Origin of the sequence: Dokdonella sp., from assembly GCF_017744955.1 — a bacterium.
GTDB lineage: Bacteria > Pseudomonadota > Gammaproteobacteria > Xanthomonadales > Rhodanobacteraceae > Dokdonella_A.
This window is the reverse complement of the sequence record NZ_JAGIAG010000002.1, coordinates 154,956-181,908: the sequence shown is the minus strand read 5'-3', so window position 1 is coordinate 181,908 and position 26,953 is coordinate 154,956. Positions and strand designations below refer to the sequence as shown.

Annotated in this window: 20 protein-coding genes and 2 tRNA genes; 12 read left to right on the top strand and 10 right to left on the bottom strand. The window is 66.8% G+C overall.

All coding sequences use genetic code 11. The annotated features are described in order from the left end of the window. Window positions 1-257: 257 nt before the first annotated feature. Window positions 258-1,652 carry a class II fumarate hydratase gene (locus J7520_RS05870; protein ID WP_291185268.1) on the bottom strand — a complete coding sequence of 465 codons (1,395 nt, stop codon included), beginning with the start codon at window positions 1,650-1,652 and terminating at the stop codon, window positions 258-260. Window positions 1,653-1,761: 109 nt separating this feature from the next. Here J7520_RS05870 and J7520_RS05865 point away from each other — a divergent pair, with 109 nt between their 5' ends. From J7520_RS05865 to pilH, 11 genes are all read left to right on the top strand, one after another. Then, window positions 1,762-3,090, top strand: coding sequence for a hemolysin family protein (locus J7520_RS05865; RefSeq protein WP_291185266.1), 1,329 nt, complete (start codon window positions 1,762-1,764; stop codon window positions 3,088-3,090). Further along, window positions 3,087-4,451, top strand: coding sequence for an adenylosuccinate lyase (gene purB / locus J7520_RS05860; RefSeq protein WP_291185265.1), 1,365 nt, complete (start codon window positions 3,087-3,089; stop codon window positions 4,449-4,451). Before J7520_RS05865 ends, purB begins: the two co-directional genes overlap by 4 nt. Window positions 4,452-4,454: 3 nt before the next feature. After that, the gene (locus tag J7520_RS05855; RefSeq protein WP_291185262.1) at window positions 4,455-5,744 is read left to right on the top strand and encodes a cupin domain-containing protein; all 1,290 of its coding nucleotides are present in this window, start codon (window positions 4,455-4,457) and stop codon (window positions 5,742-5,744) included. After that, window positions 5,741-6,703 carry a GNAT family N-acetyltransferase gene (locus J7520_RS05850; RefSeq protein ID WP_291185260.1) on the top strand — a complete coding sequence of 321 codons (963 nt, stop codon included), beginning with the start codon at window positions 5,741-5,743 and terminating at the stop codon, window positions 6,701-6,703. The genes J7520_RS05855 and J7520_RS05850 overlap by 4 nt, the downstream gene beginning before the upstream one ends. A gap of 153 nt (window positions 6,704-6,856) precedes the next feature. Continuing rightward, window positions 6,857-9,745, top strand: a complete 2,889-nt coding sequence (locus J7520_RS05845) for a 2-oxoglutarate dehydrogenase E1 component (RefSeq protein WP_291185258.1) — start codon at window positions 6,857-6,859, stop codon at window positions 9,743-9,745. 3 nt (window positions 9,746-9,748) lie between these two features. Next, the gene (gene odhB / locus J7520_RS05840) at window positions 9,749-10,975 is read left to right on the top strand and encodes a 2-oxoglutarate dehydrogenase complex dihydrolipoyllysine-residue succinyltransferase (RefSeq protein WP_291185256.1); all 1,227 of its coding nucleotides are present in this window, start codon (window positions 9,749-9,751) and stop codon (window positions 10,973-10,975) included. 105 nt (window positions 10,976-11,080) lie between these two features. Next, window positions 11,081-12,505, top strand: a complete 1,425-nt coding sequence (gene lpdA / locus J7520_RS05835; protein WP_291185254.1) for a dihydrolipoyl dehydrogenase — start codon at window positions 11,081-11,083, stop codon at window positions 12,503-12,505. A 45-nt stretch (window positions 12,506-12,550) separates the two neighbouring features. Next, on the top strand, window positions 12,551-13,381 hold the full coding sequence (locus tag J7520_RS05830) for a hypothetical protein (protein WP_291185252.1): 831 nt from the start codon (window positions 12,551-12,553) through the stop codon (window positions 13,379-13,381). Between the two features lie 95 nt (window positions 13,382-13,476). After that, the gene (locus J7520_RS05825; protein ID WP_291185250.1) at window positions 13,477-13,962 is read left to right on the top strand and encodes a pyrimidine dimer DNA glycosylase/endonuclease V; all 486 of its coding nucleotides are present in this window, start codon (window positions 13,477-13,479) and stop codon (window positions 13,960-13,962) included. A gap of 2 nt (window positions 13,963-13,964) precedes the next feature. Next, window positions 13,965-14,954, top strand: a complete 990-nt coding sequence (locus J7520_RS05820; protein ID WP_291186518.1) for an acryloyl-CoA reductase — start codon at window positions 13,965-13,967, stop codon at window positions 14,952-14,954. 66 nt (window positions 14,955-15,020) lie between these two features. After that, the gene (gene pilH, locus J7520_RS05815) at window positions 15,021-15,389 is read left to right on the top strand and encodes a twitching motility response regulator PilH (protein WP_291185248.1); all 369 of its coding nucleotides are present in this window, start codon (window positions 15,021-15,023) and stop codon (window positions 15,387-15,389) included. Between the two features lie 278 nt (window positions 15,390-15,667). Here pilH and J7520_RS05810 read toward each other — a convergent pair whose 3' ends face one another. Further along, window positions 15,668-16,570, bottom strand: coding sequence for a DnaJ C-terminal domain-containing protein (locus J7520_RS05810; protein WP_291186515.1), 903 nt, complete (start codon window positions 16,568-16,570; stop codon window positions 15,668-15,670). A 245-nt stretch (window positions 16,571-16,815) separates the two neighbouring features. After that, window positions 16,816-17,232 carry an Hsp20/alpha crystallin family protein gene (locus J7520_RS05805; RefSeq protein WP_345776900.1) on the bottom strand — a complete coding sequence of 139 codons (417 nt, stop codon included), beginning with the start codon at window positions 17,230-17,232 and terminating at the stop codon, window positions 16,816-16,818. A 139-nt stretch (window positions 17,233-17,371) separates the two neighbouring features. On the opposite strand from J7520_RS05805, the gene J7520_RS05800 reads away from it, so the two are divergent. Next, complete coding sequence (locus tag J7520_RS05800; RefSeq protein ID WP_291185246.1) at window positions 17,372-17,851, top strand: peroxiredoxin; 480 nt, start codon at window positions 17,372-17,374, stop codon at window positions 17,849-17,851. A 90-nt stretch (window positions 17,852-17,941) separates the two neighbouring features. Here J7520_RS05800 and gyrA read toward each other — a convergent pair whose 3' ends face one another. From gyrA to J7520_RS05765, 7 genes are all read right to left on the bottom strand, one after another. After that, window positions 17,942-20,608, bottom strand: coding sequence for a DNA gyrase subunit A (gyrA, locus tag J7520_RS05795; RefSeq protein ID WP_291185244.1), 2,667 nt, complete (start codon window positions 20,606-20,608; stop codon window positions 17,942-17,944). Window positions 20,609-20,771: 163 nt separating this feature from the next. Continuing rightward, the gene (locus J7520_RS05790) at window positions 20,772-21,200 is read right to left on the bottom strand and encodes a GtrA family protein (protein WP_291185242.1); all 429 of its coding nucleotides are present in this window, start codon (window positions 21,198-21,200) and stop codon (window positions 20,772-20,774) included. A 20-nt stretch (window positions 21,201-21,220) separates the two neighbouring features. Further along, on the bottom strand, window positions 21,221-22,243 hold the full coding sequence (gene mtnA / locus J7520_RS05785; protein WP_291185241.1) for an S-methyl-5-thioribose-1-phosphate isomerase: 1,023 nt from the start codon (window positions 22,241-22,243) through the stop codon (window positions 21,221-21,223). Between the two features lie 106 nt (window positions 22,244-22,349). Further along, a tRNA-Val gene (locus J7520_RS05780) sits at window positions 22,350-22,424 on the bottom strand. 97 nt (window positions 22,425-22,521) lie between these two features. Continuing rightward, a tRNA-Thr gene (locus tag J7520_RS05775) sits at window positions 22,522-22,597 on the bottom strand. 83 nt (window positions 22,598-22,680) lie between these two features. Continuing rightward, window positions 22,681-23,127, bottom strand: a complete 447-nt coding sequence (locus J7520_RS05770; protein ID WP_291185240.1) for a type IV pilin protein — start codon at window positions 23,125-23,127, stop codon at window positions 22,681-22,683. A gap of 10 nt (window positions 23,128-23,137) precedes the next feature. Continuing rightward, entirely contained in the window at window positions 23,138-26,950 is a 3,813-nt protein-coding gene (locus tag J7520_RS05765; protein ID WP_291185239.1) for a PilC/PilY family type IV pilus protein, read from the bottom strand. Between the last annotated feature and the right edge of the window lie 3 nt (window positions 26,951-26,953).

The following is a 26,953-nucleotide window of genomic DNA, read 5'->3' as shown; positions in this document are numbered from 1 at the left end:
CCGTGAAAGTCTGAAATCCCCGTGCGGGGGCGGCATGTGCCGTTCGGCACGTCGGTCGTGCGGAAGCGTCACGCTTCGCGCACAAGCCCGCGTCAGGGCGGGCCGGGCAACCAGGCTCGAATCGCCGGCACGACTCTCGCCGCCGGCGACGTCACCACCCCTGCACCGCCGGAAGCGACGCGCAACCTCGCAATGCCTCTGGATCGTGAGGCTCGTCGCCGCGGGCGACACCCGAAGGCGCCGCCCGGGCTCGACGATCAGCCGCCGGCCGAACCGCCGTGGATGCCGCCCTTGGTCAGCGCGGCCGGATCGAGCAGCGCCTGCAGCTGCTTGCGCGGCAGTCCGGTCTCCTCGATCGCGACGTCGAGAATCGCGCGGCCTTCCTTGTACGCCTTCTTCGCGATCGCCGCGCCCTTGTCGTAGCCGATCACCGAGTTCAGCGCCGTCACCAGGATCGGGTTCTTGTCGAGCGCTTCCTTGATCTTGTCCTGGCGCACCTTGAAGCCGGCGATCGCCTTGTCGGCGAGCGCGACGGACACGTTGGCGAGAATCTCGATCGACTGCAGCAGGTTGTAGGCGATCACCGGCAGCTGCACGTTGAGCTGGAACAGGCCGCTCTGCCCGCCGATCGTGATCGTCAGGTCGTTGCCGATCACCTGCGCCGCGACCATCGCGACCGCTTCCGGAATCACCGGGTTGACCTTGCCCGGCATGATCGAGGAACCCGGCTGCAGCGCCGGCAGTTCGATCTCGCCGAGGCCGGCGAGCGGGCCGGAGTTCATCAGGCGCAGGTCGTTGGCGATCTTGGTCAGCGCGACGGCGAGCGTCTTCAGCTGGCCGGACAGCTCCACCGCGGCGTCCTGCGCGCCGATGCCTTCGAAGTAGTTGTCGGCGGATTCGAACTTCACGCCGGTCATGCGGCCGAGCTCGCGCGCCACCGACGGGCCGAGCTTCGGATCGGCATTGATGCCGGTACCGACCGCGGTGCCGCCGAGCGGCAGCTTGCGCGTGCGCTTGAGCGCGTCGTTGATGCGCTCGATCGAGGAACGGATCTGCGCCGCCCAGGCGCCGACTTCCTGGCCGAAGGTCACCGGCATCGCGTCCATCAGATGCGTGCGGCCGGTCTTGGCGATCTTGTTCAGCTCGCGCGCGCGGCGGTCGAGCGTCTTCTTCAGATGCGTCAGCGCCGGCAGCAGCTTCTCGCTCGCGGTCAGCGTCGCGCTGACCTGGATCGCGGTCGGGATCACGTCGTTGGACGACTGACCGTTGTTGACGTCGTCGTTCGGATGCACCTTGGTGCCGGCCGCGGTCGCGACGTGCGCGATGACCTCGTTGGCGTTCATGTTCGAGGAGGTGCCCGAGCCGGTCTGGAACACGTCGATCGGGAAGTGCGCGTCGAATTCGCCGGCGGCGACGCGTTCGGCCGCCTTGCGGATCGCCTTCGCCGCGCCCTTCTTCAGGTGGCCGAGGTCGGCGTTCGCCTGCGCCGCGGCGGACTTGATCAAGCCGAGCGCGCGGATGAACTCGCGCGGCATCGTCAGCCCGGAAATCGGGAAATTGTCGACCGCGCGCTGCGTCTGCGCGCCGTACAGCGCCTTCGCGGGCACCTTCAGTTCGCCCATGCTGTCGCGCTCGATGCGGTACTCGCTCATGCTTCACCTGCTGCGAAAAGGAACGCCGATTATAGCGGCTGGAGGCACCGCGCCGGAGCCGGATCGCCGCGGATGCTAGACTGTGCGGCCGTCTCTCCCGCATCCCTCGATGCTGCAAAACCTGCTCTACGTCGCCGCGGCGCTGCTCCTGGTGCTGCTCAACGGCTTCTTCGTCGCCGCCGAGTTCGCCCTGGTCAAGCTTCGCCACACGCAGGCCGCCACGATCGGCGACAGCCACGGCTGGCGCGGCCGCGTCCTGGTCAACGTGCACAGCCATCTGGACGCTTATCTGTCCGCCTGCCAGCTCGGCATCACGCTGGCGTCCCTCGGCCTCGGCTGGATCGGCGAACCGGCCTTCGCGCACCTGCTGGAGCCGCTGTTCGTCTCCTTCGGCATCGCCCCGGAGACGACCAAGGTCGCCGCGCTGGTGATCGCGTTCACGCTGATTTCCTACCTGCACATCGTGCTCGGCGAACTGGCGCCGAAGTCGCTGGCGATCCGCCGCCCGGAGGCGATGTCGCTGTGGACCGCCGCGCCGCTGTACGCGTTCTACTGGATGATGTACCCGGCGATCTGGGTGCTCAACGCCAGCGCGAACTGGATGTTGAGCCGCGGCGGCGTCGAACCCGTCGCGCACGACGAGGCGCACCACTATTCCCGCGACGAGCTGAAGCTGATCGTCGACGCCCAGCGCGAAAGCCGCTCGGGCGAGGAATATTCGATGATGAAGTACGCGCTCGACCTGCCCGAGCTGGTGGTCGGCGACGTGCTGCGCACGCGCGACCAGCTCGCTTCCTTGCGCGAAGGCATGAGCCGGGCCGACGTTCTGGCCGAGTTCGACCGCACGCGCTACAGCCGCTATCCGTGGTTCGACGCCGACGGCGACCACGTCGTCGGCATCCTGCACATGAAGGACCTGCTCCATGCGATGGCCGCGAACGGCACGGTCGACGACATGAAGTCGCTGCTGCGTCCGCCGATCCTGCTGCCGCTGCACACGCCGGTACTCGACGTGCTCAAGCGCTTCCGCGCCGGCGACACGCATCTCGCCCTCGGCGTCGAGGAATCCGGCCGCGTCGCCGGCTTCTTCACGCTCGAGGACATCCTCGAGGTGCTGGTCGGCGACATCGAGGACGAACACGCGCGCGGCGTCGCCGCGCCGCGCAGCGGCACCGGCGAGGAGGCGACGGAGGAGTTCGTCATTTCGGGCGGCACGCCGATCTACAAGCTGGAACGCCTGCTCGAACGCGACATCGCCGCGCCGGCCGACGTGAACTCGGTCGGCGGCCTGATCATCCACCGCCTCGAACGCCTGCCGGTCGAAGGCGAGACGCTGTCCTTCGACGGCTTCGACCTGACCGTGCACACGATGCAGGGCGCGCGCGCCAAGACGATCGTCGTCCATCCCCACGAGAACCGTTCCGAGGAAACCGCATGAGCTCCGCCCTACTCGCCCTGTCGCCGCTGGACGGCCGCTACGCCGCCAAGACCGCAGCGCTGCGACCGATCTTCAGCGAATTCGGCCTGATGCAGCGGCGCGTGCGGGTCGAGCTGCATTGGCTGCTGGCGCTGGCCGAGGAGCCGCGCGTCGCCGAGGTGCCGGCGCTGTCCGCCGCGGCGCGCGCCGCGCTGCTGGCGATCGCCGAGCGCTTCGGCGAGGAGGACGGCGAGCGCATCAAGGCGATCGAACGCACCACCAATCACGACGTCAAGGCGGTCGAGTACTTCATCAAGGAAAAGATCGCCGATCATCCCGAGCTCGGCGCGGTGAAGGAATTCATCCACTTCGCCTGCACCAGCGAGGACATCAACAACCTCGCCTACGCGCTGATGCTGCGCGACGCGCGCGACGGCGTGCTGCTGCCGGCGCTCGACGCCGTCATCGCCAAGCTGCGCACGATGGCGCACGCGCACGCGAAGCTGCCGATGCTGTCGCGCACGCACGGCCAGACGGCCTCGCCGACCACGCTCGGCAAGGAGCTCGCCAACGTCGTCGCGCGCCTGGAACGCCAGCGCCGGCAGATCGCCGCGGTCGAGATCAGCGGCAAGATCAACGGCGCGGTCGGCAACTACAACGCGCACGTGGTCAGCTATCCGGAAGTCGACTGGCCGGCGTTCTCGCGCCGCTTCGTCGAAAGCCTCGGCCTGGTGTGGAATCCGTACACGACCCAGATCGAGCCGCACGACTGCGTCGCCGAGCTCGGCGATGCCGTGCGCCGCGCCAACACGATCCTGATCGACTTCGCGCGCGACGTCTGGGGCTACATCTCGCTCGGCTATTTCCGCCAGACCTTGAGGGCGGGCGAAGTCGGCTCCTCGACCATGCCGCACAAGGTCAATCCGATCGATTTCGAAAACGCCGAAGGCAACTTCGGCCTCGCCGACGCGTTGTTCGAGCATTTCAGCGCCAAGCTGCCGATCAGCCGCTGGCAGCGCGACCTGACCGACTCGACCGTGCTGCGCGCGCTCGGCACCGCCTTCGGCCACACGCAGATCGCGCTCGACGCGCTCGCGCGCGGCCTGGACAAGCTGACCGCCGCGCCGGACCGGCTCGCCGCCGATCTCGACGCCAGTTGGGAAGTGCTCGCCGAGGCCGTGCAGACCGTGATGCGCCGCTACGGCCTGCCCGAGCCGTACGAGCAGCTGAAGGCGTTGACGCGCGGACAAGGCATCACGCAGGCCGCGTTGCGCGAATTCGTCGCCGGTCTGGCGCTGCCGCAGGATGCCAAGGACCGCCTGCTCGCGCTGACGCCGGCAACCTACGCCGGTCTCGCCGAGTCGCTCGCCCAATCCGTCTGAGCCATGCCGACGCCGCCCGCGATCGAGACGCGCGCCGACGCACGTCACCTGCTCGGCATGCCCGCCGCGCGCTTCCTGCGCGACTACTGGCAGAAGCGCCCGCTGCTGATCCGTGGCGCGTTCGCCGGTTTTCGCAATCCGGTCGCGCCGGAGGATCTCGCCGGCCTCGCCTGCGAGGAACTGGCGCTTTCGCGCATCGTGATCGAGCACCGCTCGCACGACGGCGGCCGAGGCGGAGCCCGCGCCGGAGCCAGTCGATGGGAACTGCGCAACGGCCCGTTCGCCGAGGCGGACTTTGCCGAGCTGCCAAAGACGCACTGGACCTTGCTGGTGCAGGACGTCGACAAGTGGGACGCCGACGTCGCCGCCCTGCTGCCGCACTTCGCGTTCCTGCCGAGCTGGCGCATCGACGACGTGATGATCAGCTACGCCGAGGACGGTGGTTCGGTCGGCGCGCACGTCGACCAGTACGACGTGTTCCTGCTGCAAGGCCTCGGTCGCCGCCGCTGGCAGATCAGCACCGACGCGTCGGCATCGAAGGAATTCCGCACGGACGCGGAATTGAAGCTGCTGCGCGAGTTCGTACCAACCCACGAATGGGTGCTCGAACCCGGCGACATGCTCTACCTGCCGCCCGGCGTGCCGCATCACGGCGTCGCGCTCGGCGCCTGCATGACCTACTCGATCGGCATGCGCGCGCCGTCGCAGGCGGAATTGCTGGTCGATTTCGCCGAGACGCTGGCCGAGCGCATTCCCGATTCGTCGCGCCTGGGCGACCCGGACCTCGCCCCCTCCCGCGGCGACGGCGAGATCGACGACGCGGCGATCGCGCGCGTGACGGCGGCGATGCCGTGGTTGCTGATCGATGCCGGTTCGAAGGATGAAAAGCACGCAGGAAGCGATGGCGGCCATCCGGGGAAGGCCGATGCGTCGTTGCTTCGCACGTGGTTCGGGCGCTTCATCACGCGCTACCGCAGCGCACAGAGTGCGGCGCCGAATCCGCGCCGCTTGAGCGACGCCGCGTTCGCCCGCGCATTCGAGCAAGGTGCGCGCGTGCGGCGCAATCCATGGTCGCGCAGCGCGTGGATGCGCGAAGGCCGCGGCGCGCGGTTGTTCGTCGCCGGCGACGCGCATGCCTGCTCGGTGGGTTTCGCCCGGCTGGTCTGCACCGGCCCCGAGTTCGCGCTCGCCGACGTGCCGAAGGCAGCCGGCGACCGCGACGTGCTGCGCGCGCTGATCGACGCCGGCCATCTCGCCCTGCTGCGTTCGTCGCGACGCGGGAACCGCGCGTGATTCCGGACGCGGACTTCCACGTCGAGTTCGCCGCCTGGCTCGGTGACGACCAGCCCGCGCTGCGGCAGGTACGCGAACAGGTCTTCATCGTCGAACAGCAATGCCCGGAAGACGAGGAATGGGACGCGCTCGACGCGTCCTCGCAGCACGTCCTCGCGCGCGACCGCGACGGCCGCCCGATCGGCACCGGGCGGCTGACGCCCGAACGCAAGATCGGCCGCATGGCGGTGCTGGCCGAATGGCGCGGCCACGGCGTCGGCGCCGCGATCCTGCGCCAGCTTCTGGAACAGGCGCGCGCGCTCGGCTACCCGGCGGTCGAGATGCACGCGCAGACGCATGCGATTCCCTTCTATGCGCGCCTCGGCTTCGTCGCCTACGGCGAGGAATTCCTCGAATGCGACATCCCGCATCGCCGGATGCGGCTCGAACTCGAACCGTTCGCCGCGCCCGAGCGCGCAGCGCCGCCGCCCAGGCCGGAGGCACGCAGCCTCGCCGCCGACGATCGCGGGCAGACCCTGGCCGCGGTCGCCGCCCTGCTCGGCGACACGCAGCACGAGCTGGCGATCCTGACCCCCGACCTCGACCCCGAGCTGTTCGACACGCCGGCCTCGCTCGAGGCGCTGAAGCGCATCGCGCTGTCCGGCCGGCGCGCGCGCATCCGCATCCTGGTGCGCGAGCCGCGCGCCGCGCTGACCGAGGCGCGCCGGCTGATCACGCTGGCGCAGCGGCTGCCGAGCGCGTTCGCGCTGCGCACGCCGATCGACGACGTCGACCGGCAGTACGCATCGGCCTTCCTGTTGAACGACCGTCGCGGCTACCTGTTCCGCCCGCTCGCCGCCCGCCTCGAAGGCGAAGGCTCGACCTACGCGCCGGGTCGCCACGCGCAACTGCTCGCCCTGTTCGACGAAGTCTGGGAGCGCTCCGAGCCGGCCAGCGAGCTGCGCGCGCTGGGAATCTGAATCGACGCCCCCAACTGCTCTGAGTGCAGCGCAACAAAGTTTCGTTAAGCGGTTATAATTCCGTCGTTTCGCCCGCCCTCTTCAGGAGCGGCTGCGTCCAGCCTGTTGCAAGGCGCGCATCCGGCGCGCCTTTTTCGTCTGTCAGGTGTCAGCGTGAGCGCCAACCAGCCCAGTCTTCTCCAGCAGTTCCAGGCCACTTCCCCGATTTCCGGCGGCAATGCCGCCTTCATCGAAGATCTCTACGAGCAGTATCTGGCCGATCCGGCCGCCGTCGCGCCCGAGTGGCGGGAGTTCTTCGGCGCGCTGAAAGGCCGCGAGGCCGGCGACGTGCCGCACTCGGCGGCGATCGCCCGCATCGAGCAGGCGCAGAAAACGAACGGCCATGCTGGCACCGCATTGCCGATCGGCGATGCGCAGTCGCAGAAGCAGGCCGCGGTGCTGAAGCTGGTCACCGCCTACCGCTCGCGCGGCCATCTGGCGGCCAAGCTCGATCCGCTCGACATGGAGCACGCCTTCACCGCCGCCGACCTGCAGGCGATCGGCCTGCTGCCGCGGCCGTCGGCGCCGGACCTGGACCCGTCTTTCCACGGCCTGGGACCTGCCGACCTGGAATCGGAATTCAGCACCGGCTCGCTGGCCGGCCCGCAGCGGCTGAAGCTGCGCGAGCTGGTCGCCCTGCTGAAGGCGACCTATGCCGGCAGCATCGGCACCGAGTTCATGCACATCTCCGACGTCGAGCAGCGCCAGTGGGTGCACGAGCAGCTCGAACGCGCCGGCGGCCACTACGGCCTCAGCGTCGAGGACAAGAAGCGCGTGCTGGAGAAGCTGGTCCAGGCCGATGGCCTGGAGCGCTACCTGCACACCAAGTACGTCGGCCAGAAGCGCTTCTCGCTGGAAGGCGGCGACAGCCTGATTCCGCTGCTCGACGAGCTGATCCGCCGCGGCGGCGCCGACGGCATGAAGGACATGGTCGTCGGCATGGCCCATCGCGGCCGCCTGAACGTGCTGGTCAACACGCTCGGCAAGTCGCCGCAGAAGCTCTTCGCCGAATTCGAAGGCAAGTTCGACCATCCGGACGATCCCGCGCATTCCGGCGACGTGAAGTACCACATGGGCTTCAGCGCCAACATCAAGACGCCGGGCCGCACCGTGCACGTCGCGCTGGCGTTCAACCCCTCGCATCTGGAAATCGTCAACCCGGTCGTCGCCGGCTCGGTGCGCGCACGCCAGACGCACCGCAACGACGCCAATCGCGAGCACGTGGTGCCGGTGCTGATCCATGGCGACGCCGCCTTCGCGGGCCAGGGCGTCAACATGGAGCTGTTGAACATGTCGCAGGCGCGCGGCTTCGCGGTCGGCGGCGCGATCCACGTGGTCGTCAACAACCAGGTCGGCTTCACCACGTCCAATCCGCACGACGCGCGCTCGACGCTGTACTGCACCGACGTCGCCAAGATGGTCAACGCGCCGGTGTTCCACGTGAACGGCGACGATCCGGAAGCGGTGCTGTTCGTCGCGCGCCTGGCCTTCGACTTCCGCCAGAAGTTCAAGCGCGACGTCGTCATCGACCTGGTCTGCTACCGCCGCCACGGCCACAACGAGGCCGACGAGCCGGCCGCGACGCAGCCGTTGATGTATCAGCTGATTCGCGCGCGCCCGACCGCGCGCGAGCTGTACGCCCAGAAACTCGTCGCCGAGAACGTCATCGCCGATACCGACGCGAAGGCACTGGTCGACGGCTATCGCAGCCGGCTCGAGGCCGGCACGCCGATCGCCGAGCTGGATGCCGAGTACAAGGACGAGTTCGCGGTCGACTGGAGCCGCCACCTGCGCGCCTCGCTCGACCAGACGATCGCGACCGGCGTGCCCAAGGACAAGCTGGCCGAACTCAACCGCAAGATCCTGACCATCCCATCCGGTGTCGCCCTGCAGTCGCGCGTCGCCAAGATCTACGAGGATCGCGCCAAGATGGCCGCGGGCGACCAGTCGATGGACTGGGGCTTCGCCGAGAACCTGGCCTACGCGACGCTGATCGACGACGGCTACGACCTTCGCCTGGTCGGCCAGGACTCCGGCCGCGGCACCTTCTTCCATCGCCATGCGGTGCTGCACGACCAGAACAGCGGCGGCGACTACATCCCGCTCGCGACCCTGCGCGACAGCGGCGACGTGACCATCGTCGACTCGCTGCTCAGCGAGGAAGCGGTGATGGCGTTCGAATACGGCTACTCGACCTCCGAGCCGCGCACCCTGGTGCTGTGGGAAGGCCAGTTCGGCGACTTCGCCAACGGCGCGCAGGTCGTCATCGACCAGTTCATCTCCTCCGGCGAGGCGAAGTGGGACCGGCTGTCCGGCCTGGTGCTGCTGCTGCCGCACGGCTACGAAGGTCAGGGTCCGGAGCATTCCTCCGCGCGCCTGGAGCGCTATCTGCAGCTGTGCGCGCTGGAGAACATGCAGGTCTGCGTGCCGACCACGCCGGCGCAGATGTTCCACATGCTGCGGCGACAGATGCTGCGCGACGTGCGCAAGCCGCTGATCGTGATGACGCCGAAGTCGCTGCTGCGCCACAAGCTGGCGGTGTCGACGCTAGACGAACTCGCCGACGGCGGATTCCACCTGGTGCTGCCCGACACGACGTCGAAGAACGCGAAGAAGGTGCGTCGCGTGGTGCTCTGCTCGGGCAAGGTCTATTACGACCTGGTCGAGGAAGCGGGCAAGCGCAAGATCGAGGACGTCGCGCTGGTCCGCGTCGAGCAGCTGTATCCGTTCCCGCGCACCGAAGCGGCGGCCGAACTGGCCAAGTTCGCCGCGGCGAAGGAAATCGTCTGGTGCCAGGAAGAGCCGATGAACCAGGGCGCCTGGTACCAGATCAAGCATCATCTGCAGAGCCTGGTCGGGCCGAAGCAGTCGCTCTCCTACGCCGGCCGTGCACGTTCGCCGGCGCCGGCCTGCGGTCATCTTTCCACCCACCTCGTCGAACAAGCGGCCCTGGTCGAACAGGCGCTGGTCGCGCCCGTCGGCAACGACAACGTCTCGGAGTAATTCATGGCAATCGAAGTCAAGGTCCCCGTCCTCCCCGAATCCGTCTCCGACGCGACCATCGCGACCTGGCACAAGAAGCCGGGCGATGCCGTCAAGCGCGACGAGAACCTGGTCGATCTGGAGACCGACAAGGTCGTGCTCGAAGTGCCGGCACCGGCCGACGGCGTGCTGAAGGAGATCAAGTTCGACACCGGCGCGACCGTGACCAGCCAGCAAGTGCTGGCGATCCTCGAGGAAGGCGCGGCCGCCGCGGCGGCTCCGGCCGCGAAGGCGGCGGAACCGGCCAAGAGTGAAGCACCGAAGGCCGCTGCGGCTCCCGCCCCTGCTCCGGCGGCGGCGAAGACCTCCGAGCTCTCTCCCGCCGGCCAGCGCGTCGCGACCGAGAACCAGATCGATCCGGCCAACGTCTCCGGCACCGGCCGCGACGGCCGCGTGACCAAGGAAGACCTGATCAACTTCATGCGCAACGACGGCGCCGCCAAGCCGGCTGCTGCTGCGCCTGCCGCCGCCAAGCCCGCCGCTTCCGGCGGCCGCACGGAAGAGCGCGTGCCGATGACGCGCATGCGCGCGAAGATCGCCGAGCGCCTGATGCAGTCGAAGAACTCGATCGCGATGCTGACCTCGTTCAACGAGATCAACCTGGCCAAGGTCGCCGCGATGCGCAAGGAGCTCGGCGAGCAGTTCGAGAAGGCCAACGGCATCAAGCTCGGCTTCATGAGCTTCTTCGTCAAGGCGGCGGTCGAGGCGCTGAAGCGCCATCCGATCGTCAACGCCTCGGTCGACGGCAACGACGTCATCTACCACGGCTATCAGGACATCTCGGTCGCGGTGTCGACCGACAAGGGCCTGGTCACGCCGGTGCTGCGCGACGCGCAGAACATGGGCTTCGCCGACATCGAGAAGGCGATCGCCACGTACGCGAAGAAGGCGCGCGAAGGCGGCCTGACGCTGGACGACCTCGCCGGCGGCACCTTCACGATCACCAACGGCGGCACCTTCGGCTCGCTGTTCTCCACGCCGATCGTCAATCCGCCGCAGAGCGCGATCCTCGGCATGCACACGATCAAGGAACGCGCGATCGTCGAGAACGGCCAGGTCGTCGCCGCGCCGATGATGTACGTCGCGATCAGCTACGACCATCGCATCATCGACGGCAAGGATGCGGTGCTGTTCCTGGTCGACATCAAGAATCAGCTCGAGAATCCGAGCCGCATGCTGCTGGGAATGTGAGCGGAACGGCGGTGAGCGGTGAGCGGCAAGAGCATCTGCACGCCGCCGCTCGATCGCTTTTTCCGCTCACCGCTCACCGCTGACCGCTCACTTCTAGGAAATCCAATGGCAGACCAATTCGACGTCATCGTCATCGGCGGCGGCCCCGCCGGCTACCACGCCGCGATCCGCGCCGCGCAACTGGGCCTCAAGGCCGCCTGCGTCGACGCCTGGACCGGCGCCGACGGCAAGGCCGCGCTCGGCGGCACCTGCCTCAACGTCGGCTGCATCCCGTCGAAGGCGCTGCTCGATTCCTCCAAGCAGTTCTGGAATCTGACCCAGCATTTCGACGCGCACGGCATCACGACCAAGGACGCAGCGATCGACGTCAAGACGATGATCGGCCGCAAGGACAAGATCGTGAAGCAGTTCACCGGCGGCGTCGCGATGCTCTACAAGGGCAACAAGATCGCCTCGTTCCTCGGCACCGGCAAGCTGCTGAAAGATCGCCAGGTCGAGATCACCGCGCCCGACGGCAGCAAGCAGACGATCGCCGGCACCAACGTCGTCATCGCCACGGGCTCGGCGCCGATCGAGCTGCCGTTCGCCAAGTTCGACGGCAAGTACATCGTCGACAACGCCGGCGCGCTCGCCTTCGACGCGGTGCCCAAGCGCCTCGGCGTGATCGGCGCCGGCGTGATTGGCCTCGAGCTCGGCAGCGTCTGGCGCCGTCTCGGCGCGGAAGTCACGATCCTCGAAGCGCTGCCGGATTTCCTCGGCGCCGCCGATGCCGACGTCGCCAAGGTCGCGCTGAAGGAGCTGAACAGGCAGGGCCTGAAGATCGAACTCGGTGCGAAGCTGTCGAAGGCCGAGATCAAGAAGAACGAAGTCCATCTCACCTACACCGGCAAGGACGGCGAGAAGCAGTTGGTGGTGGACAAGCTGATGGTCGCGGTCGGCCGCCGCGCGTATACCGACGGCCTGCTCGGCGACGGCACCGGCGTCAAGCTCGACGAGCGCGACCGCGTCGTCGTCGACGAGCACTGCTGGACCGGTGCCGAAGGCGTGTGGGCGGTCGGCGACTGCGTGCGCGGTCCGATGCTCGCGCACAAAGGCTTCGAGGAAGGCATCATGGTCGCCGAGCTGATCGCCGGCAAGGCGGGCCACGTCAACCTCGACACGATCCCGTGGGTCATCTACACCGAGCCGGAAATCGCCTGGGTCGGCCAGACCGAAAAGCAGCTCAAGGACGCCGGCATCCCGTACAAGACCGGCAGCTTCCCGTTCGCGGCGATCGGCCGCGCGGTCGCGATGAACGAACCGGCCGGCATGGTCAAGATGATCGCCCACGCCGAAACCGACCGCATCCTCGGCGTGCACCTGGTCGGCGCGAACGTCTCCGAGCTGGTCGCCGAATGCGTCGTCGCGATGGAGTTCAAGGGCTCGTCCGAGGACCTCGCGCGCATCGTGCACGCGCATCCGACGCTCAGCGAGGCCGTGCACGAGGCGGCGCTGGCGGTGGACAAGCGCGCGATCCACAAGATGAACTGACTCGTGCGTTTTCGGCTGGCACTTCGGATCTCACTGTGCGCTCCGATGCTGGTCCTGGTCGCGGGCTGCGCTACCACGCAGCCCACGCAAGCTCCCTCCGCCGGTCCCGGCCGCGTCCAACCTGCGGCGGAACCCGTGCCGCCCGAGTACCGGGCGGCGATCGGGGCATCCGAACGCGTCGGACTGGACGTCTATCGCCGCGATCACGCGGCATCCCGCACGACCGACGTCCTGCTGCAGCTCCCCGGCGCGCCTTCCCTGCAGGAAGGTGCAGGCTGGCTGACGCAGGACGTCGGCAACGGCGTCTATCGTGTGGTCTATCTGCTGGGACGGAAAGAGGACCTGCGCGCGTGGGCCGAAGCCGACTACCACGTGAGTTCGGATTCGATCGTCGATCCGCACCTAATTTCACCGCCCCGGCCGCTCTCTCCGGATGAAACGCCGCTCGCCCGGGCCGTCCAAACCGCGATGTCGGCGGAGTGGCTCCGCTGCGCCGAGCGCTACAACGTCGTCACCCGGCCTGCCGGCGGCGAGGACGCTTCGATCCACGTCTACTTGCTGCCAGCGAGGATGGAGGGGAATTCCTTCCCGCAGAGCGGTTTCCACGATTTCGCCGTTTCCGCGGACGGGTCGGCGATCGTCGATCACTACAGCCAGACCAAAGCGTGTCTCCGATCGACTGCCAGTCCGCCATCCGGAGGCAAGCTGCACGCTCTGATGGCAACCCATCTGACGTCACCGGTTCCGACGGCGTTCCACGTGTTCATGAGCTTGGACTACGGCATGCCCGTGTATGCCGTAACCGTCGACAATGGGCTGCTGTGGTCGATCGACCAGGGACACATCCGCTCGCAGGGTAAGGTATCCAGGCCCTGAGGAACGTCCCTGCGGTGGCCGTTGCTTCACTAGAGAGTGGCGGGACGAACGGCTCCTCGTCGAAACTCGCTGCCTGAGAACCGGACGGAGTCCTCGTGCGCATCTGGAGCCTGCACCCGCAATACCTCGACGCCAAAGGCCTGGTCGCGCTGTGGCGTGAAACCCTGCTGGCGCAGGCCGTGCTGCTCGGACGCACCAAGGGCTACACGCGCCATCCGCAGCTCGATCGCTTTCGTGCCGCCGACTCGCCGCCCGGCCTGGTCGCCGACTATCTGCGCGTCGTGGCCGCGGAAGCGGCGCAGCGCGGATACCACTTCGACACCACGCGGATCGCCGAGGCCACCGCGGCCACGCGTCTGGCGGTGACCGCAGGCCAGATGCAGTGCGAATGGCGACATCTGCTGAACAAGCTGGAACAACGCGATCCGCCCCGCCGCGAACGGTTGATCGCCGTCGCGGCTCCGCTCCCGCATCCGCTGTTTGACGTCGTCCCGGGGGATGTGGAACCTTGGGAGAAAGCCTCTCCTCCCGCCACCATCGTTCGCCGCACGGCGAAGAAATCTTCCGGAAATTCGCCATGACGATCGCTCCGTTCAAAGCCTTCCGCATCCACAACGACAACGGCGCGCATCGTGCCGGCGTCGAGGAGATGCGCGCCGACGAACTTTCGCCGGGCGAAGTCCTGATCAAGGTCGCCTACTCGTCGGTCAACTACAAGGACGCGCTGGCCGGCAGCGGCAAGGGCAAGATCCTGCGCCAGTACCCGCTCAACGGCGGCATCGACGTGGCCGGTTACGTCGCCGCGTCGACCGATCCGACATTCAAGGAAGGCGACCAGGTGCTGTGCACCGGCTGCGGCCTGTCGGAAACGCGCGACGGCGGCTACGCGGAGTACGCGCGGCTGGAATCGAAGTGGACGATTCCGCTGCCGACCGGCCTGACCCTGCGCGAGTCGATGGCGCTCGGCACGGCCGGCTTCACCGCCGCGCTGGCGCTGTTCCAGATGGTGCGCAACGGCCAGACGCCGGCGATGGGGCCGATCGTCGTGACCGGCGCCACCGGCGGCGTCGGATCACTGGCGATCGACGTCCTGACCCAGGCCGGCTTCGAGGCGCACGCGATCACCGGCAAGGTCGAGCAGTTCGACTATCTGATCGGCCTCGGCGCCAAGCAGTGCGTCGCGCGCAAGGAACTCTACTGGGGCCAGCGTCCGCTGGAGAGCGCGCATTGGGCCGGCGCGATCGACAACGTCGGCGGCGACCTGCTGGCCGGATTGACCCGCGTGATGAAGCCGTACGGCAACATCGCCATTTGCGGCAACGCCGGCGGCATCGAACTCGCCACGACCGTGATGCCGTTCATCATCCGCGGGCTCAGCGTGCTCGGTGTCGCCTCGGCCGGCACGGCGCGCGCGATCCGCGATCAGGTGTGGGCGCATCTGGCTTCCGACTGGAAGCCGGCGCATCTCGCCGAGATCGCCAACCGCGAAGTCGAACTCACTGATCTGCCGGTCGTTTTCGATACCATGCTGGCCGGCGGCTCGCTCGGCCGCAGCATCGTCCGCGTCGGCTGATCGTCTCTCTGGCGACACCGCCGAGGTCTGTCTAGAATGCCGCCCTTACCCAGGGGAACCTTGCACATGTCCAGAGTGCTGATCGTCGACGATTCGCCTTCTCAGCTGGTCGGTATGAAGCGCACGGTGGAGAAACTCGGCCACCAGGTCATCACCGCCGAAGACGGCGCCGCCGGCGTCGAAGCGGCCAAACGCGAATTGCCGGACCTGATCCTGATGGACGTGGTCATGCCGAACCTCAACGGCTTCCAGGCGACGCGCACGATCGCGAAGGATCCGAAGACCAGCCACATCCCGATCATCCTGGTGACCACCAAGGACCAGGACACCGATCGCGTCTGGGGCCTGCGCCAGGGCGCCAAAGCGTACGTGACCAAGCCGATCGACGACGCCGAGCTGACGCGGGTGATCAAGGATTACCTGCCGGCGGCGTGACCGCCTGCGGCCGCGGCGCGTGGAATGCGCGCACGACCGGTCGTAGGTTCAAATCCCACTCCCGCTACCCGCGTCGGAATCGAGAAGACGTGCTGTCGCGCCCTCGGATGCCTGGCGCGACGGCGCGGATGCGTCCTTCGATCTCCGTCGGCTACGTCCATTCGGGCGCTTGCGCGATCTCTCGCGCAAGACGACCGTAGAGTGGCTCGTCTCCGCGGGCGTGATGCGATGCGGCCACATCGAAACCGCCGAAGACTCGGCGCAACGCGCCCTCCCGCTCACGCGCGCGGGTCGTACTCGAAATACGCCTTCGCCAGAGACTCGTACAACTCGCGCTGCTCGGCGGTTTCCGCCTTCGGCGCGCGCACGCGCAGCGTGACGATCTGGTCGCCCGGTGTCTTGCCCGGCCAGCCGCGCCCGCGCAGGCGCATCTTGCGACCGCCGTCCGAGCCCGCCGGCACGCGCAACTCGACGTTGCCGGCCAGCGTCGGCACGGTCACGGTCGCGCCGAGCGCGGCCTCCCAGGGTGCGATCGGCAAATCGACGAGCACGTCGCGGCCATCGAGCTGGAAACGCGGGTCCGAGCGCAAGCCGACTTCGAGGATCAGGTCGCCTGCCTTGCCGCCGTGCATGCCGGGATAGCCCTGCCCGGCCAGGCGGATCTGCTGGCCCGGCGCGATGCCGGCCGGAATCTTCACTTCCAGCGTGCGCTCGCCGCCGCCGTCGCGCAGCGTGATGCGTTCGCGCCCGCCGTGGTAGGCGGTGCCGAGGTCGACCGCGATCTGCGCATGCAGATCGCGCCCTGAGCGCGGGCCCGCACGCCCGGCTCCGCCGCGACCGCCGAACAGGGACTCGAAGAAGTCGCTGAAGCTCTCCTGGTCGAAATTGCCGTCGCCACCACCGCCGAAATCGGTCTCGCGCTGCCAGTTCGGCGGCGGACCGCGGAACGGATCGCCGCCGCGATAGCCGCCGGCGCGCAACTGGTCGTAGGCCTTGCGTCGCGACGGGTCGCGCAGCGCCTCGTAGGCCTCGTTGACCGCCTTGAACTTGTCCTCGGCGTCGGCTTCCTTGCTGACGTCCGGATGGTATTTGCGCGCGAGCCGCCGATACGCCGATTTGATCTCGGCATCGGTCGCGTCGGATTTCACGCCGAGCGTTTCGTAGTAGTCCTTGAACTCCATCCTCACCCCGATATTTGTGCGATCGTCCGTGATCGCTGCTTCGTCAGTGCTTCGATCCCCAGCGGGTCGACGACTTCGGCAAATCCAGAGCGGCCATCCGTGGCCGCACTTTTCATCGAGAGCAACGACGCTTCAACAACGGCGACGCCCGCGGTATCGCTACCGCGGGCGTGGCGTCCTTCGAAAGGGTACGCCGGCTGAGTGCCAGCGTACCAAAGCTGCCGCGGTTCTTCGCGTCGGGCGCCTCAGGCGTTGATCGCGATGCGACGCGGGGCCGATTCGGGCTTCTTCGGGATCGAGATCTCGAGCACGCCGTTCTTGCCGGCGGCGCTGATGCCTTCCGCGTCCGCGCTCTCGGGCAAGGTGAAGCGGCGCTCGAAGCTGCCGTAGCGACGCTCGACGCGGGTGAACTTCGCACCGCCTTCCTTCGCCTCGGACTTGCGTTCGCCCTTCAGCGTCAGCACGTTCTTGTCCATCTGGATCTCGATCTGGGCCGGGTCGATGCCGGGCAGGTCGGCCAGGATCACGAAGCGCGAAGCTTCCTCGCGCACGTCGACGCGCGGCGCCCAGGCAGCCGTCTCGTCGCCGAAGAAACGCTCCAGCGCCGGCTTCGCCTGCAGGTTGCCGCGAACCAGCCAGGGGGAATAGTGGTTGACCAACATGTGTGTCTCTCCGCATTAGGTGTACGGCGAGCCTCGCCGCGATGCGAGGAAAATGGCGCCCCCTTTTCGGCTTTCAAGAGCCGATTTGCGCAGCTGCGGTGCGCCGTATGATCCGCCCTCCCTTACCGAGGATCCCAGCATGGCCATCCAACCCGGCGAACGCATCCCGAGCGCGACGCTCAACATCCTCAACGACGGCGTGAAGGAGATCTCCACCGACGAGATCTTCGCCGGCAAGAAAGTCGTGCTGTTCTCGGTGCCCGGCGCGTTCACGCCGACCTGCTCGGCCAAGCATCTGCCCGGCTACGTCGAACACTACGAGGAATTCCGCCGCCGCGGCGTCGACGTCGCCTGCATCGCGGTCAACGACGCCTACGTGATGAGCGCCTGGGCGAAATCGCAGAGCGTGCCGGAAGGCCTGTCGATGCTCGCCGACGGCAACGGCGCGTTCACGCGCGCGCTGGGGCTGGAGATGGACGCGACGCGCTTCGGCATGGGCCTGCGCGGCAAGCGCTTCGCGCTGTACGCCGAGGACGGCGTGGTGAAGAAACTCAACGTCGAGGCGCCGGGCGAGTTCAAGGTGTCGAACGCCGAAACGATGCTGACGGAGATCGACTGATCGATCCGCGGTTGGACGACCGAAAATCGCCCGACGGAAACATGCACGGAAAAGCGCCGGGGCCGCTGTTACGCGGCCCCGGCGCGGGTTCTACTCCTGCGTCGGTTCTGGCGGCGCCTCGGCGGCCGGCACGTCGCCGCCGTCCTCTTCGTTGAGCGCGTCCACCTTGACGACGCCGACCAACGCCTCGTCGGCCGGCAGGCGGATCAGCGTGACGCCCTGAGCGATGCGGCCGACGCGCGCGATCTCGCTGGCGCGCGTGCGCACCAAGGTGCCCTGATTGGAGATCAGCATGACTTCGTGCGAATCGTCCAGCTCCACGGCGCCGACGAGTTTTCCGTTGCGCTCGGAGCACTGGATGCCGATCACGCCCTGGATGCCGCGGCTCTTGCGCGGATACTTCGACAGCGGCGTGCGCTTGCCGTAGCCGCGTTCGGTGGCGGTGAGCACGCAGGTCTCCGACGACGCGGACTCGTCGGTCAGCACCTCGCCTTCGGCCGCCTCGTTCGATTCGTCCTCGTCGCCGCTCTGCTCGAACGCGTGCTCGACGACCAGCAGCGAAACCACCTGCGCACCGGCGGCGAGCCGGATGCCGCGTACGCCGCTCGCGCCGCGCCCCATCGGTCGCACGTCGCCCTCGGCGAAGCGTACCGCCCTGCCGTTCGAGGCGAACAGCATCACGTCGCGGCTGCCGTCGGTGAGCTGTACGTCGACCAGCGCATCGTCCTCGTCGAGGCCGATCGCGATCTTGCCGCGCTGCAGCTGGAACTCGAACTCGGTGAGCGGCGTCTTCTTCACCGTGCCGTTGCGCGTCGCGAAGAACACGAAGCGATCCTCGGCGTACTCGCGCACCGGCAGGATCGCCTGCACCTTCTCGCTCGCTTCCAGCGGCAGCAGGTTCACGATCGGCTTGCCGCGCGCGTTCGGGCCGGCGTCCGGCAGCTTGTAGACCTTGAGCCAGAACACGCGGCCGGCGCTGGTGAACACCAGCAAGGTGTCGTGCGTGTTCGCGATCCACAGCCGCTCGACGAAATCCTCTTCCTTCATGTTCGTCGCCGAGCGCCCCTTGCCGCCGCGGCGCTGCGCACGGTAGAGGCTGACCGGCTGGCGCTTGGCGTAGCCGGTGTGCGACAGCGTGACGACGACGTCCTCGGGCTCGATCAGGTCGAGCACGTCGAGGTCTTCCTGGCTGGCCTGGATCACCGTGCGGCGGGGATCGCCGTACTGCTCCTTCAGCGCGACGAACTCGTCGCGGATCACCTTGAGCAGCACGTCGGGGTTCTCGAGGATCTCGATCAGGCCGGCGATCGTGCGCAGCAGCTCCTTGTACTCGTCGGTGAGCTTTTCCTGCTCCAGGCCGGTCAGGCGCGAGAGGCGCATCTCGAGAATCTGCTGCGCCTGCACTTCGGAGAGCTGGTAACCCGCGTCGGCGAGACCGACCTGCAGATCGAGCCCCTCCGGCCGCGACGCATCCGCGCCGGCGGCGGCGAGCAGCGCGCGCACCAGGCCCGGCTCCCAGCGCCGCGCGAGCATGCGCTGCTTCGCCTCGTCCGGCGACGGCGAGGTCTTGATCAGCTCGACCATCTCGTCGATGTTCGCCAGCGCGACGGTCAGGCCTTCCAGGATGTGCGCTCGATCGCGCGCCTTGCGCAGGTCGAAGATCGTGCGCCGCGTGACCACTTCACGGCGATGACGGATGAAGGCGTCGAGGATCTCGCGCAGGCCGAGCGTGCGCGGCTGCCCGTCGAGCAGCGCGACCATGTTGATGCCGAACGTGACCTGCAGCTGCGTCTGCTGGAACAGATTGTTGAGCAGCACGTCGGCGGACGTGTCGCGGCGCACCTCGATGACGATGCGCAGGCCGTCCTTGTCCGATTCGTCGCGCAGCTCGGAGATGCCCTCGATGCGCTTTTCCTTAACCAGCTCGGCGATCTTCTCGATCAGCCGCGCCTTGTTCACCTGGAACGGGATCTCGGTGACGATGATCGTCTCGCGGCCGTTGTCCTCGCTCTCGATCTCGCACTTGGCGCGCACCAGGATGCGGCCGCGCCCGGTCCTATACGCCTCGACGATGCCGGCGGCGCCGTTGATGATGCCGGCCGTCGGAAAGTCCGGCCCAGGCACCAGGCGCATCAGCTCGTCGAAGCCGAGCTCGGGGTCGTCGATCAACCCGATGCACGCCGACAGCACCTCGCCGAGATTGTGCGGCGGCACGTTGGTCGCCATGCCGACCGCGATGCCGGCAGAGCCGTTGACCAACAGGTTCGGGATGCGCGTCGGCAGGACGGTCGGCTCGAGTTCCTTCTCGTCGTAGTTCGGCTGGTAGTCGACGGTTTCCTTGTCGATGTCGGCCAGCAGCTCCGACGACAACCGGTCCAGGCGGCACTCGGTGTAGCGCATCGCCGCGGCTTCGTCGCCGTCGACCGAACCGAAGTTGCCCTGGCCGTCGATGAGCGTGTAGCGCATCGAGAAGTCCTGCGCCATGCGCACCAGCGCGTCGTAGATCGAAGAGTCGCCGTGCGGGTGGTACTTACCCATCACGTCGCCGACCACGCGCGCGCACTTCACGTACGGGCGGTTCCACACCGTGTTCGATTCGTGCATCGCGTACAGCGTGCGTCGGTGCACCGGCTTCAGGCCGTCGCGCACGTCGGGCAGCGCGCGCCCGACGATCACGCTCATCGCGTAGTCGAGATAGCTCTTGCGGACTTCGTCTTCGATGTTGACGCGAATGACTTCTTTGGCCAGTTCAGCCATCAGCAAACCTCTGCAAACCGATGAATTCGCACGCTTCGCACGACACCCGGCGCATACGCACACAGGCGTTCGCGCGGGCTCGGAAGCAACATGAAATCATAGCACAGACAGGCCCCTGAATTGGGCGTTTTTCCCTGGCCGCTGAGGCACTTGGCGAGGGGTCTCAGCTGCGTGCGCGGCGCGGCGTGACGGCGTCTGCGGCGTCGCGGAAGATCCAGTACTTCGAGCTCAGGAAATTCACCACCGCCCCGGCCGCCGAGCCGACCGCGACACCGATCGCCGGCCATTCGTGCACCAGCGGCCACAACGCGAGACACATCGCATAGGCGCCGTAGTTCAAGGCGAAACCGCAGGCCATCGCGATCAGGTAGCGCAGCAGCTGGCGCCGCTTGCTGCCGTTGCTGCGGCCCGAGAAAGTGTAGCGGCGATTGAAGGCCCAGGTGGTCGTCGCCGCGGCGAGAAACGAGATCACGCGCGCGCCGTAAGGATTGAGCGCGAATTCGCGCACCAGCAACTGCACGACGCCGGCGTCGACGACGAAGCCGATCACGCCGCTGATCGCGAACAGCCCGAGCTCCTTGCGCAGCGCCATGCGTGCGGGACCGGCGGCGCTCAGCGCGCGCGGCGGAACAGTTCGGCCATGCGAGCCGCGTCGGGACGTTCGACCACGCCGCGCTCGGTCACGATCGCGTCGATCAAAGCCGCCGGCGTCACGTCGAACACCGGGTTCCAGGCCTGCGCGCCGGCGACGACCGTGCGCTGCCCGGCGTAGCCGAGCAGCTCGTCCGGCGTGCGCAGCTCGATCTCGATGTCCGAACCGCTCGCCGTCGCCATGTCCACCGTCGACGACGGCGCAACGACCATGAACTTGACCCCGTGATGACGCGCGGTGATCGCGAGCTGATAGGTGCCGATCTTGTTCGCGGTGTCGCCGTTGGCGGCGATGCGGTCGGCGCCGACGACGACCCACTGCACGGCGCCGGATCTCATCAGGTGCGCCGCCGCCGAATCGGCGATGAGGGTGGCCGGGATGCCGTCGCGCAGCAGTTCCCAGATCGTCAGGCGCGCGCCCTGCAGCCACGGCCGCGTTTCGCCCGCGTACACGCGCGCGATACAGCCAGCGGCGAAGCCTGCGCGGATCACGCCGAGCGCGGTGCCGTAGCCGGCAGTCGCCAGCGAACCGGTGTTGCAGTGGGTCAGCACGCCGACGCCGTCCCCGAGCAACGCCGCGCCGAGCTCGCCCATGCGCCGGTTGGCGGCGAGATCCTCGTCCTGGATCGCCTGCGCCTCGCGCGCCAGCGCGGCCGCATCGGCACCGACGCGCTTCATGCGATCCAGCGCCCACATCAGATTCACCGCGGTCGGACGCGCCGAACGCAGCTGCGCGAGCGCCGCGTCCAACCGCTCAGGCTCGTTCTGCGCGGCCAGCACGACGCCCCAGGCCGCGGCGATGCCGATCGCCGGCGCGCCGCGCACGGTCAGATCGTGGATCGCCGTGGCCACCTCGGCAGCGCTGCGGCAATCGACGTAGGTTTCCTCGGCCGGCAGCCGCCGTTGATCGAGCAGGCGCAGATGATCGCCCTGCCAGAGAACGGCGCGGATCGAATCGTGACTGGAAGCGGCGGATGCGTTCATGCGAATGCTCGTCGGCGCGAGTGCGCGGCCAGCGGCGCGCGTTCGGGGGCGCGCAGCGTAGCAGCGCGCCGGTGCGCGGGCCAGCGCGCACGATTGATCGCGAGAATGGTGGGCGGTGCAGGGATCGAACCTGCGACCCTTGCCGTGTGAAGGCAATGCTCTACCGCTGAGCTAACCGCCCTGGGGCCGTCCGAACGCTCGGCGCGATCGCCGCTCGGACGATCTTGCTTCGCGAGACGGGGCGGTGACGCTGTCGCGTCACCGCCCCACCCGGACTATGGTGCCGGAGAAGGGAATCGAACCCCCGACCTACGCATTACGAATGCGCCGCTCTACCAGCTGAGCTACTCCGGCGAGGGGCGCGGAGTATAGACAACGCGTGCCCTTGGGTACAAGCCAAACCGTCAGAACCTGTTCAACAGGCAGCCCGAAGGTGCCTACCAGCAATTCCCGTTCGTCGGCGGCTTCGCCCCGGACCAATCCTTGGCTCCAGTATTGGAAAGCAGAAGGTTGGCGCACTGGTCGTTGGCCTGAGCGTTCTGCGGCGTCGCCGTGAGAACGTAGGTCTGGTCGCCGTTCGCCAGAGCCACCTCGACGGTGTAGTACCCCTTCTCGGAGGTGGTGCTGAGTCCCAAGTCCCCCATCGACGCGTAGCGATTCAGATTGGTGTAATACCGCTCTTGGGCCGCAGCGATACGCATCAGAAATTCCTTTCCGTCGGCACGCCGAGTACGCAGAACGTAGTTCGTATAGTTCGGATAGGAGATCGCCGCGAGGATCGCGACGATCGCCACGACGATCATCAACTCGATGAGCGTGAATCCCCTGCTCTTTGGACTGGCCATTTTTCCCTCACGTGCATGAGCGCGGCCGTTGCAGCGCATGTGATTGTCGTCACCAGCCGAGCAGTTCGCGCCAAGCACCGCGGTGCCAAGGCGGAACGGCTTTGTCCATAGCCTTGCGCACGTCTTCGGTCAGTTGCGGCGTGAGCCCGGGAATGATCAATTTGCCGCCCCCCCGCGCGACCATCGCGTCGGACGGCGGTGAAGGCAAGTTCGCCACCGTGCCGATGATGCCCTGCCCGTTGCCATTGCCACCCGACGTCGTGATCGCCGCTCCCGTTCCACCGTCGACGGCCATGATCGAATAGCGCGCGCCTGGATCGCAAGGATCGTCACTCTTCGGGATCAAGCCGTACAGCAGTGCAATGTTGCCGGTAGCAAACGGCAGTGCACGGCGCTGCGCGCGCTCGCCCTTTTCGGTGTCGACGTCCAGACGAATGCGCCATCCATGCGCCATTACGGAAATGATCGTCGGCGCCTGCGTATCGGGGTCGACACCGGCCAGACGCATCGGCGGAACATCGCTCACCACCTCGGTCGGCTTCTCGAAACCTGTGATGCGGCGCGTATTCGTCGCATCCTGCGTCATGTTCTGAGTGACGAGCTGGCTCACCTTGATGGGATAGGCAGGCGATTCCGGTCCGTAGTCTCGGATGCCATAGAACGCCTGCTCCGGAATCGAAGAAGTACGGTCGTCGCTTCCAAGGTACTTACCCGTACCGATGACCAGTATCGGCCGCCGGGTTGCCGGGTCGCGCAGCGCAGTCGGGTTGAACACGAATGGCTGGTCGCCGACAGTTTCGGCGCCTCCATTCCCATAGGAGGTGAACATCAGATCCACCTTCCAATCGTCGAGCTGATCCGAGGAAAGATCGAAGCGCCAGAGGTTTCCGGCGAGGTCACCAGCGTAGACGATGTCGTCCACTTCGTCCGAGCCGAGGTCGTAAACCATCGGCGTGGAAAGGCCGAAGGTCTTGAATCCGGCCGGCCGGCTCTGCGGCGCACCGCTGGTCGGGATCTCGCGTATCAGCTTGCCTGTTTCGAGGTCGATGACGAGCAGCGAAGTGCGCTTGGCGGCGGCTTCGGTGCGGTCGCCGGGCGCCGCAGCCGCGTCCGCATTGGATGGGAAATAGCCGCTCGACACTACTGCGACCCATTTGTTCTGGTAGTGGAGGCGCGCGACGTTGGCCGAATCGTACGTGTAGCCGAGCGAGGCGCACGAGCGCGAACCCACGGCGCAAGGTTGATCGCCATCCGCACTCGGAACCGTGCCACTGGTGAACTCCCACATCGGCACGCCACCGCTTCCGGCCGCGCTCGACTCATCCCCCATGGTCGGATTCGTCACGTCCAGCACGTAAATGCCGCGACCGCCGAGACGCAGAGAGCCGAGCAAGATCGTCCGCCACTTGCCGTTGACGAACACATCCGCTTCGCGCGGACGCGAGTCCACTCCCGGAGTCAGGCCGGCATCGCGGACCGTCGATTTGGCGAGGCGACCGTTCTGGAGCAACAAATTCGGCACGTACGCCCAAGCTTCAGCGCCCGTTTCTGCGTCGAACGCATGCAACATGCCGTCATTCGCACCGACATAGGTCATCGGCCGACGCGAGCGCTGCTGGTTCTGGTAGCTGGCGTAACTGCCTTCCGCTCCGGCCTCGACTTCCGGCGATCCCGTCGGGAACATGTCGTGGTAACCGGAACGCGGAGAGGAGACGTAGGCCGGCTCGCCGTTGACGACGGCTCCCAGCACCGACGCGCGCACGCGCAGCGACGGTGTCGCGGTAGCGCTTTCGTTGGTGCGCTTGCCGCGCAGATAGTCCAATCGGATGGAGCCGTAACCATCGCAATTCGGGCTGGTCCCACCCGTGCAGGCTGCCGCCGCCCCAGGCTTCTGATTCAGTGCATTCTGTTGCCCGGCAGACAGGCTGGTCCAACGGAACGGCACGCCGGTGCCGGTACCATTCGACGTGACGATGATGCGGTCGTTCGGGTCGCGTGTGGTATTGGTTCCAGCAGGATCCGCGCACAGCCCGCCAGTGAGCAGGCAGCCGGCATCCCACTTCACCGTCGCCGGAGTACCTGCCGCGTCGAGTTCGTAACGAAGAAACGTGCCCGACCAGCTGCTGCTGTCGTAGCCGCCCTTGTAACCGCTGTTGCCACCGGTCAGGATCGGCAGCGATACCGACGCCGGCGTCGAACTGGTGCTCTGCGCCACCACGCTGGCAATGATCTTCTGCAGAGCTTGGATCAGCTCGGACGGATTGGAGGCGGCGAAGAACTCGCCACGGCTGTTGATCGCGGCGTGCCACATGTCGTCGATCTTTTCGGCCGTATCCGAATACGGGCTGTTTCCCTGCAACTTCGGCCACTGCAGTCCGCCCTTGCGCAACTTCAGATAATTGTCCGCCGTCTTCCGAATGGTTCCGTCGACGCCGAAACCGATCATGAATTGAACCAAGTGCGGCCACGTCGCCGGATCGTTGGCCGGATTCCAATAGAGTTCTAGGTTGTCGAGCCAGTTGTCACCCGCGGTCAACGGTGTGCTGCCGGTGACGCCGGTCGTGCGGTCGGCGAGATAGGGCCGCACCTTCAGCTTGGTCTGCTCATTGTTCTTGAAACCCGGCCTCAGATCGGTAGCCCAGTAATGGAAAGCGATGTCGGCCATCGTCTTCTGCCCGTTACTGAGCTCGTTCCAGAAGATCTTCGAAGTATCGGCGGAGGTCGAATAAGCGCGCCCATCCGGCAATGTTGCCTCGGCGTTGTCAGTCTGGGTTACCGTCACGACACTGTTGTTCCACAGACCATCGGTCATCTGAATGTGGAAGTTCTTTCGACAGCTCAGCTCCTTGCCCAGGCTGCGCTCCCAATAGGGATTGGTATCGGATGCTCCGGTGTCGCGTTGAAAGAACGTGCCCACGCGATCGGCAGCCGTCTGGTTGGGCGTATTGCCGCCAACGGTAGTCGAAAATAGCCAGGTGTAGAAATTGGTGCGAGTTTGAGCCCCGCTGACGTTTTCGAACGGGAAAATGCCAGTCGCGGCAGCGAGCTGGCGCGTGTTGATATTCTGCCAAGCCACGCGGATATTGCGATCGAACGTGGAAAAGGCACGCGACACCGCAGTGACCGAAGCGGTATACCGAGTGTGATAGTACGAATACCAATTCGCGAAATTTTGCTGCTCAGCCACCGGAAGAGACACCCACTGCCAGTTGCTCGCGGTGTATAGCGTTCCGGTATTGCTGATCTTGCCGTCTGTACCTAGGGTAAGCGTGACAGTGTCTTTCAGCCGGTAATAGCCAGCCGTCAACTTGCCGCAAAATCGCCCGTCCGCAGTCACGCCGAGATTGCGCCTGGTAGAACTGGTCGGTGAATCCGGCCGGTTCGCAAGGATGCCGTTGTCCCAGGCCGAGGTGAATACCGAATTAGGAAAGGCCGTACCATCGGCCTTCAACGGTGGGTCATATTTGACGTTCGGGTTGTAATAGACGCCATTCATCGCCCAGGATTTTGGATTGGTCGCATCCGTCACGCGCGGATCGATGGCGCCAGCGCAAAGATAAGGGCTGGAATCCGATCCCGAGTAGATCGCGCTGCCAGCCGTATTCTGCTGATCCGTACCTCCCCAGCTTGCGCCGGTATAAGGACGCTGATCGGGCATGTAGTTGCGCCCCATCGAGCCGGAATCGTCGAAGGTCAGCACCACATTCGGCGCAACTTTCGAAGTCAATTCCGGCGGCGTGGTCAAGAGGTCAATGGTGCCCTCCGCAGCCGCCTGGGCCGATGCGAATTGCGGCAGACCGGTCAGAACGCAAAGCACGGCCGTGGCCAATGACAGGGTGAAGGACGATCGCATCCTGGTCATGGG

Excerpts from the sequence above, each read along its gene's own strand:
- J7520_RS05870 (WP_291185268.1), bottom strand. The coding sequence starts at position 1,652 with ATGAGCGAGTACCGCATCGAGCGCGACAGCATGGGCGAACTGAAGGTG.
- J7520_RS05865 (WP_291185266.1), top strand. The coding sequence starts at position 1,762 with ATGCTGCAAAACCTGCTCTACGTCGCCGCGGCGCTGCTCCTGGTGCTG.
- purB (WP_291185265.1), top strand. The coding sequence starts at position 3,087 with ATGAGCTCCGCCCTACTCGCCCTGTCGCCGCTGGACGGCCGCTACGCC.
- J7520_RS05855 (WP_291185262.1), top strand. The coding sequence starts at position 4,455 with ATGCCGACGCCGCCCGCGATCGAGACGCGCGCCGACGCACGTCACCTG.
- odhB (WP_291185256.1), top strand. The coding sequence starts at position 9,749 with ATGGCAATCGAAGTCAAGGTCCCCGTCCTCCCCGAATCCGTCTCCGAC.
- lpdA (WP_291185254.1), top strand. The coding sequence starts at position 11,081 with ATGGCAGACCAATTCGACGTCATCGTCATCGGCGGCGGCCCCGCCGGC.
- J7520_RS05830 (WP_291185252.1), top strand. The coding sequence starts at position 12,551 with ATGCTGGTCCTGGTCGCGGGCTGCGCTACCACGCAGCCCACGCAAGCT.
- pilH (WP_291185248.1), top strand. The coding sequence starts at position 15,021 with ATGTCCAGAGTGCTGATCGTCGACGATTCGCCTTCTCAGCTGGTCGGT.
- J7520_RS05810 (WP_291186515.1), bottom strand. The coding sequence starts at position 16,570 with ATGGAGTTCAAGGACTACTACGAAACGCTCGGCGTGAAATCCGACGCG.
- J7520_RS05805 (WP_345776900.1), bottom strand. The coding sequence starts at position 17,232 with ATGTTGGTCAACCACTATTCCCCCTGGCTGGTTCGCGGCAACCTGCAG.
- J7520_RS05800 (WP_291185246.1), top strand. The coding sequence starts at position 17,372 with ATGGCCATCCAACCCGGCGAACGCATCCCGAGCGCGACGCTCAACATC.
- gyrA (WP_291185244.1), bottom strand. The coding sequence starts at position 20,608 with ATGGCTGAACTGGCCAAAGAAGTCATTCGCGTCAACATCGAAGACGAA.
- J7520_RS05790 (WP_291185242.1), bottom strand. The coding sequence starts at position 21,200 with ATGGCGCTGCGCAAGGAGCTCGGGCTGTTCGCGATCAGCGGCGTGATC.
- mtnA (WP_291185241.1), bottom strand. The coding sequence starts at position 22,243 with ATGAACGCATCCGCCGCTTCCAGTCACGATTCGATCCGCGCCGTTCTC.
- J7520_RS05770 (WP_291185240.1), bottom strand. The coding sequence starts at position 23,127 with ATGCGCTGCAACGGCCGCGCTCATGCACGTGAGGGAAAAATGGCCAGT.
- J7520_RS05765 (WP_291185239.1), bottom strand. The coding sequence starts at position 26,950 with ATGACCAGGATGCGATCGTCCTTCACCCTGTCATTGGCCACGGCCGTG.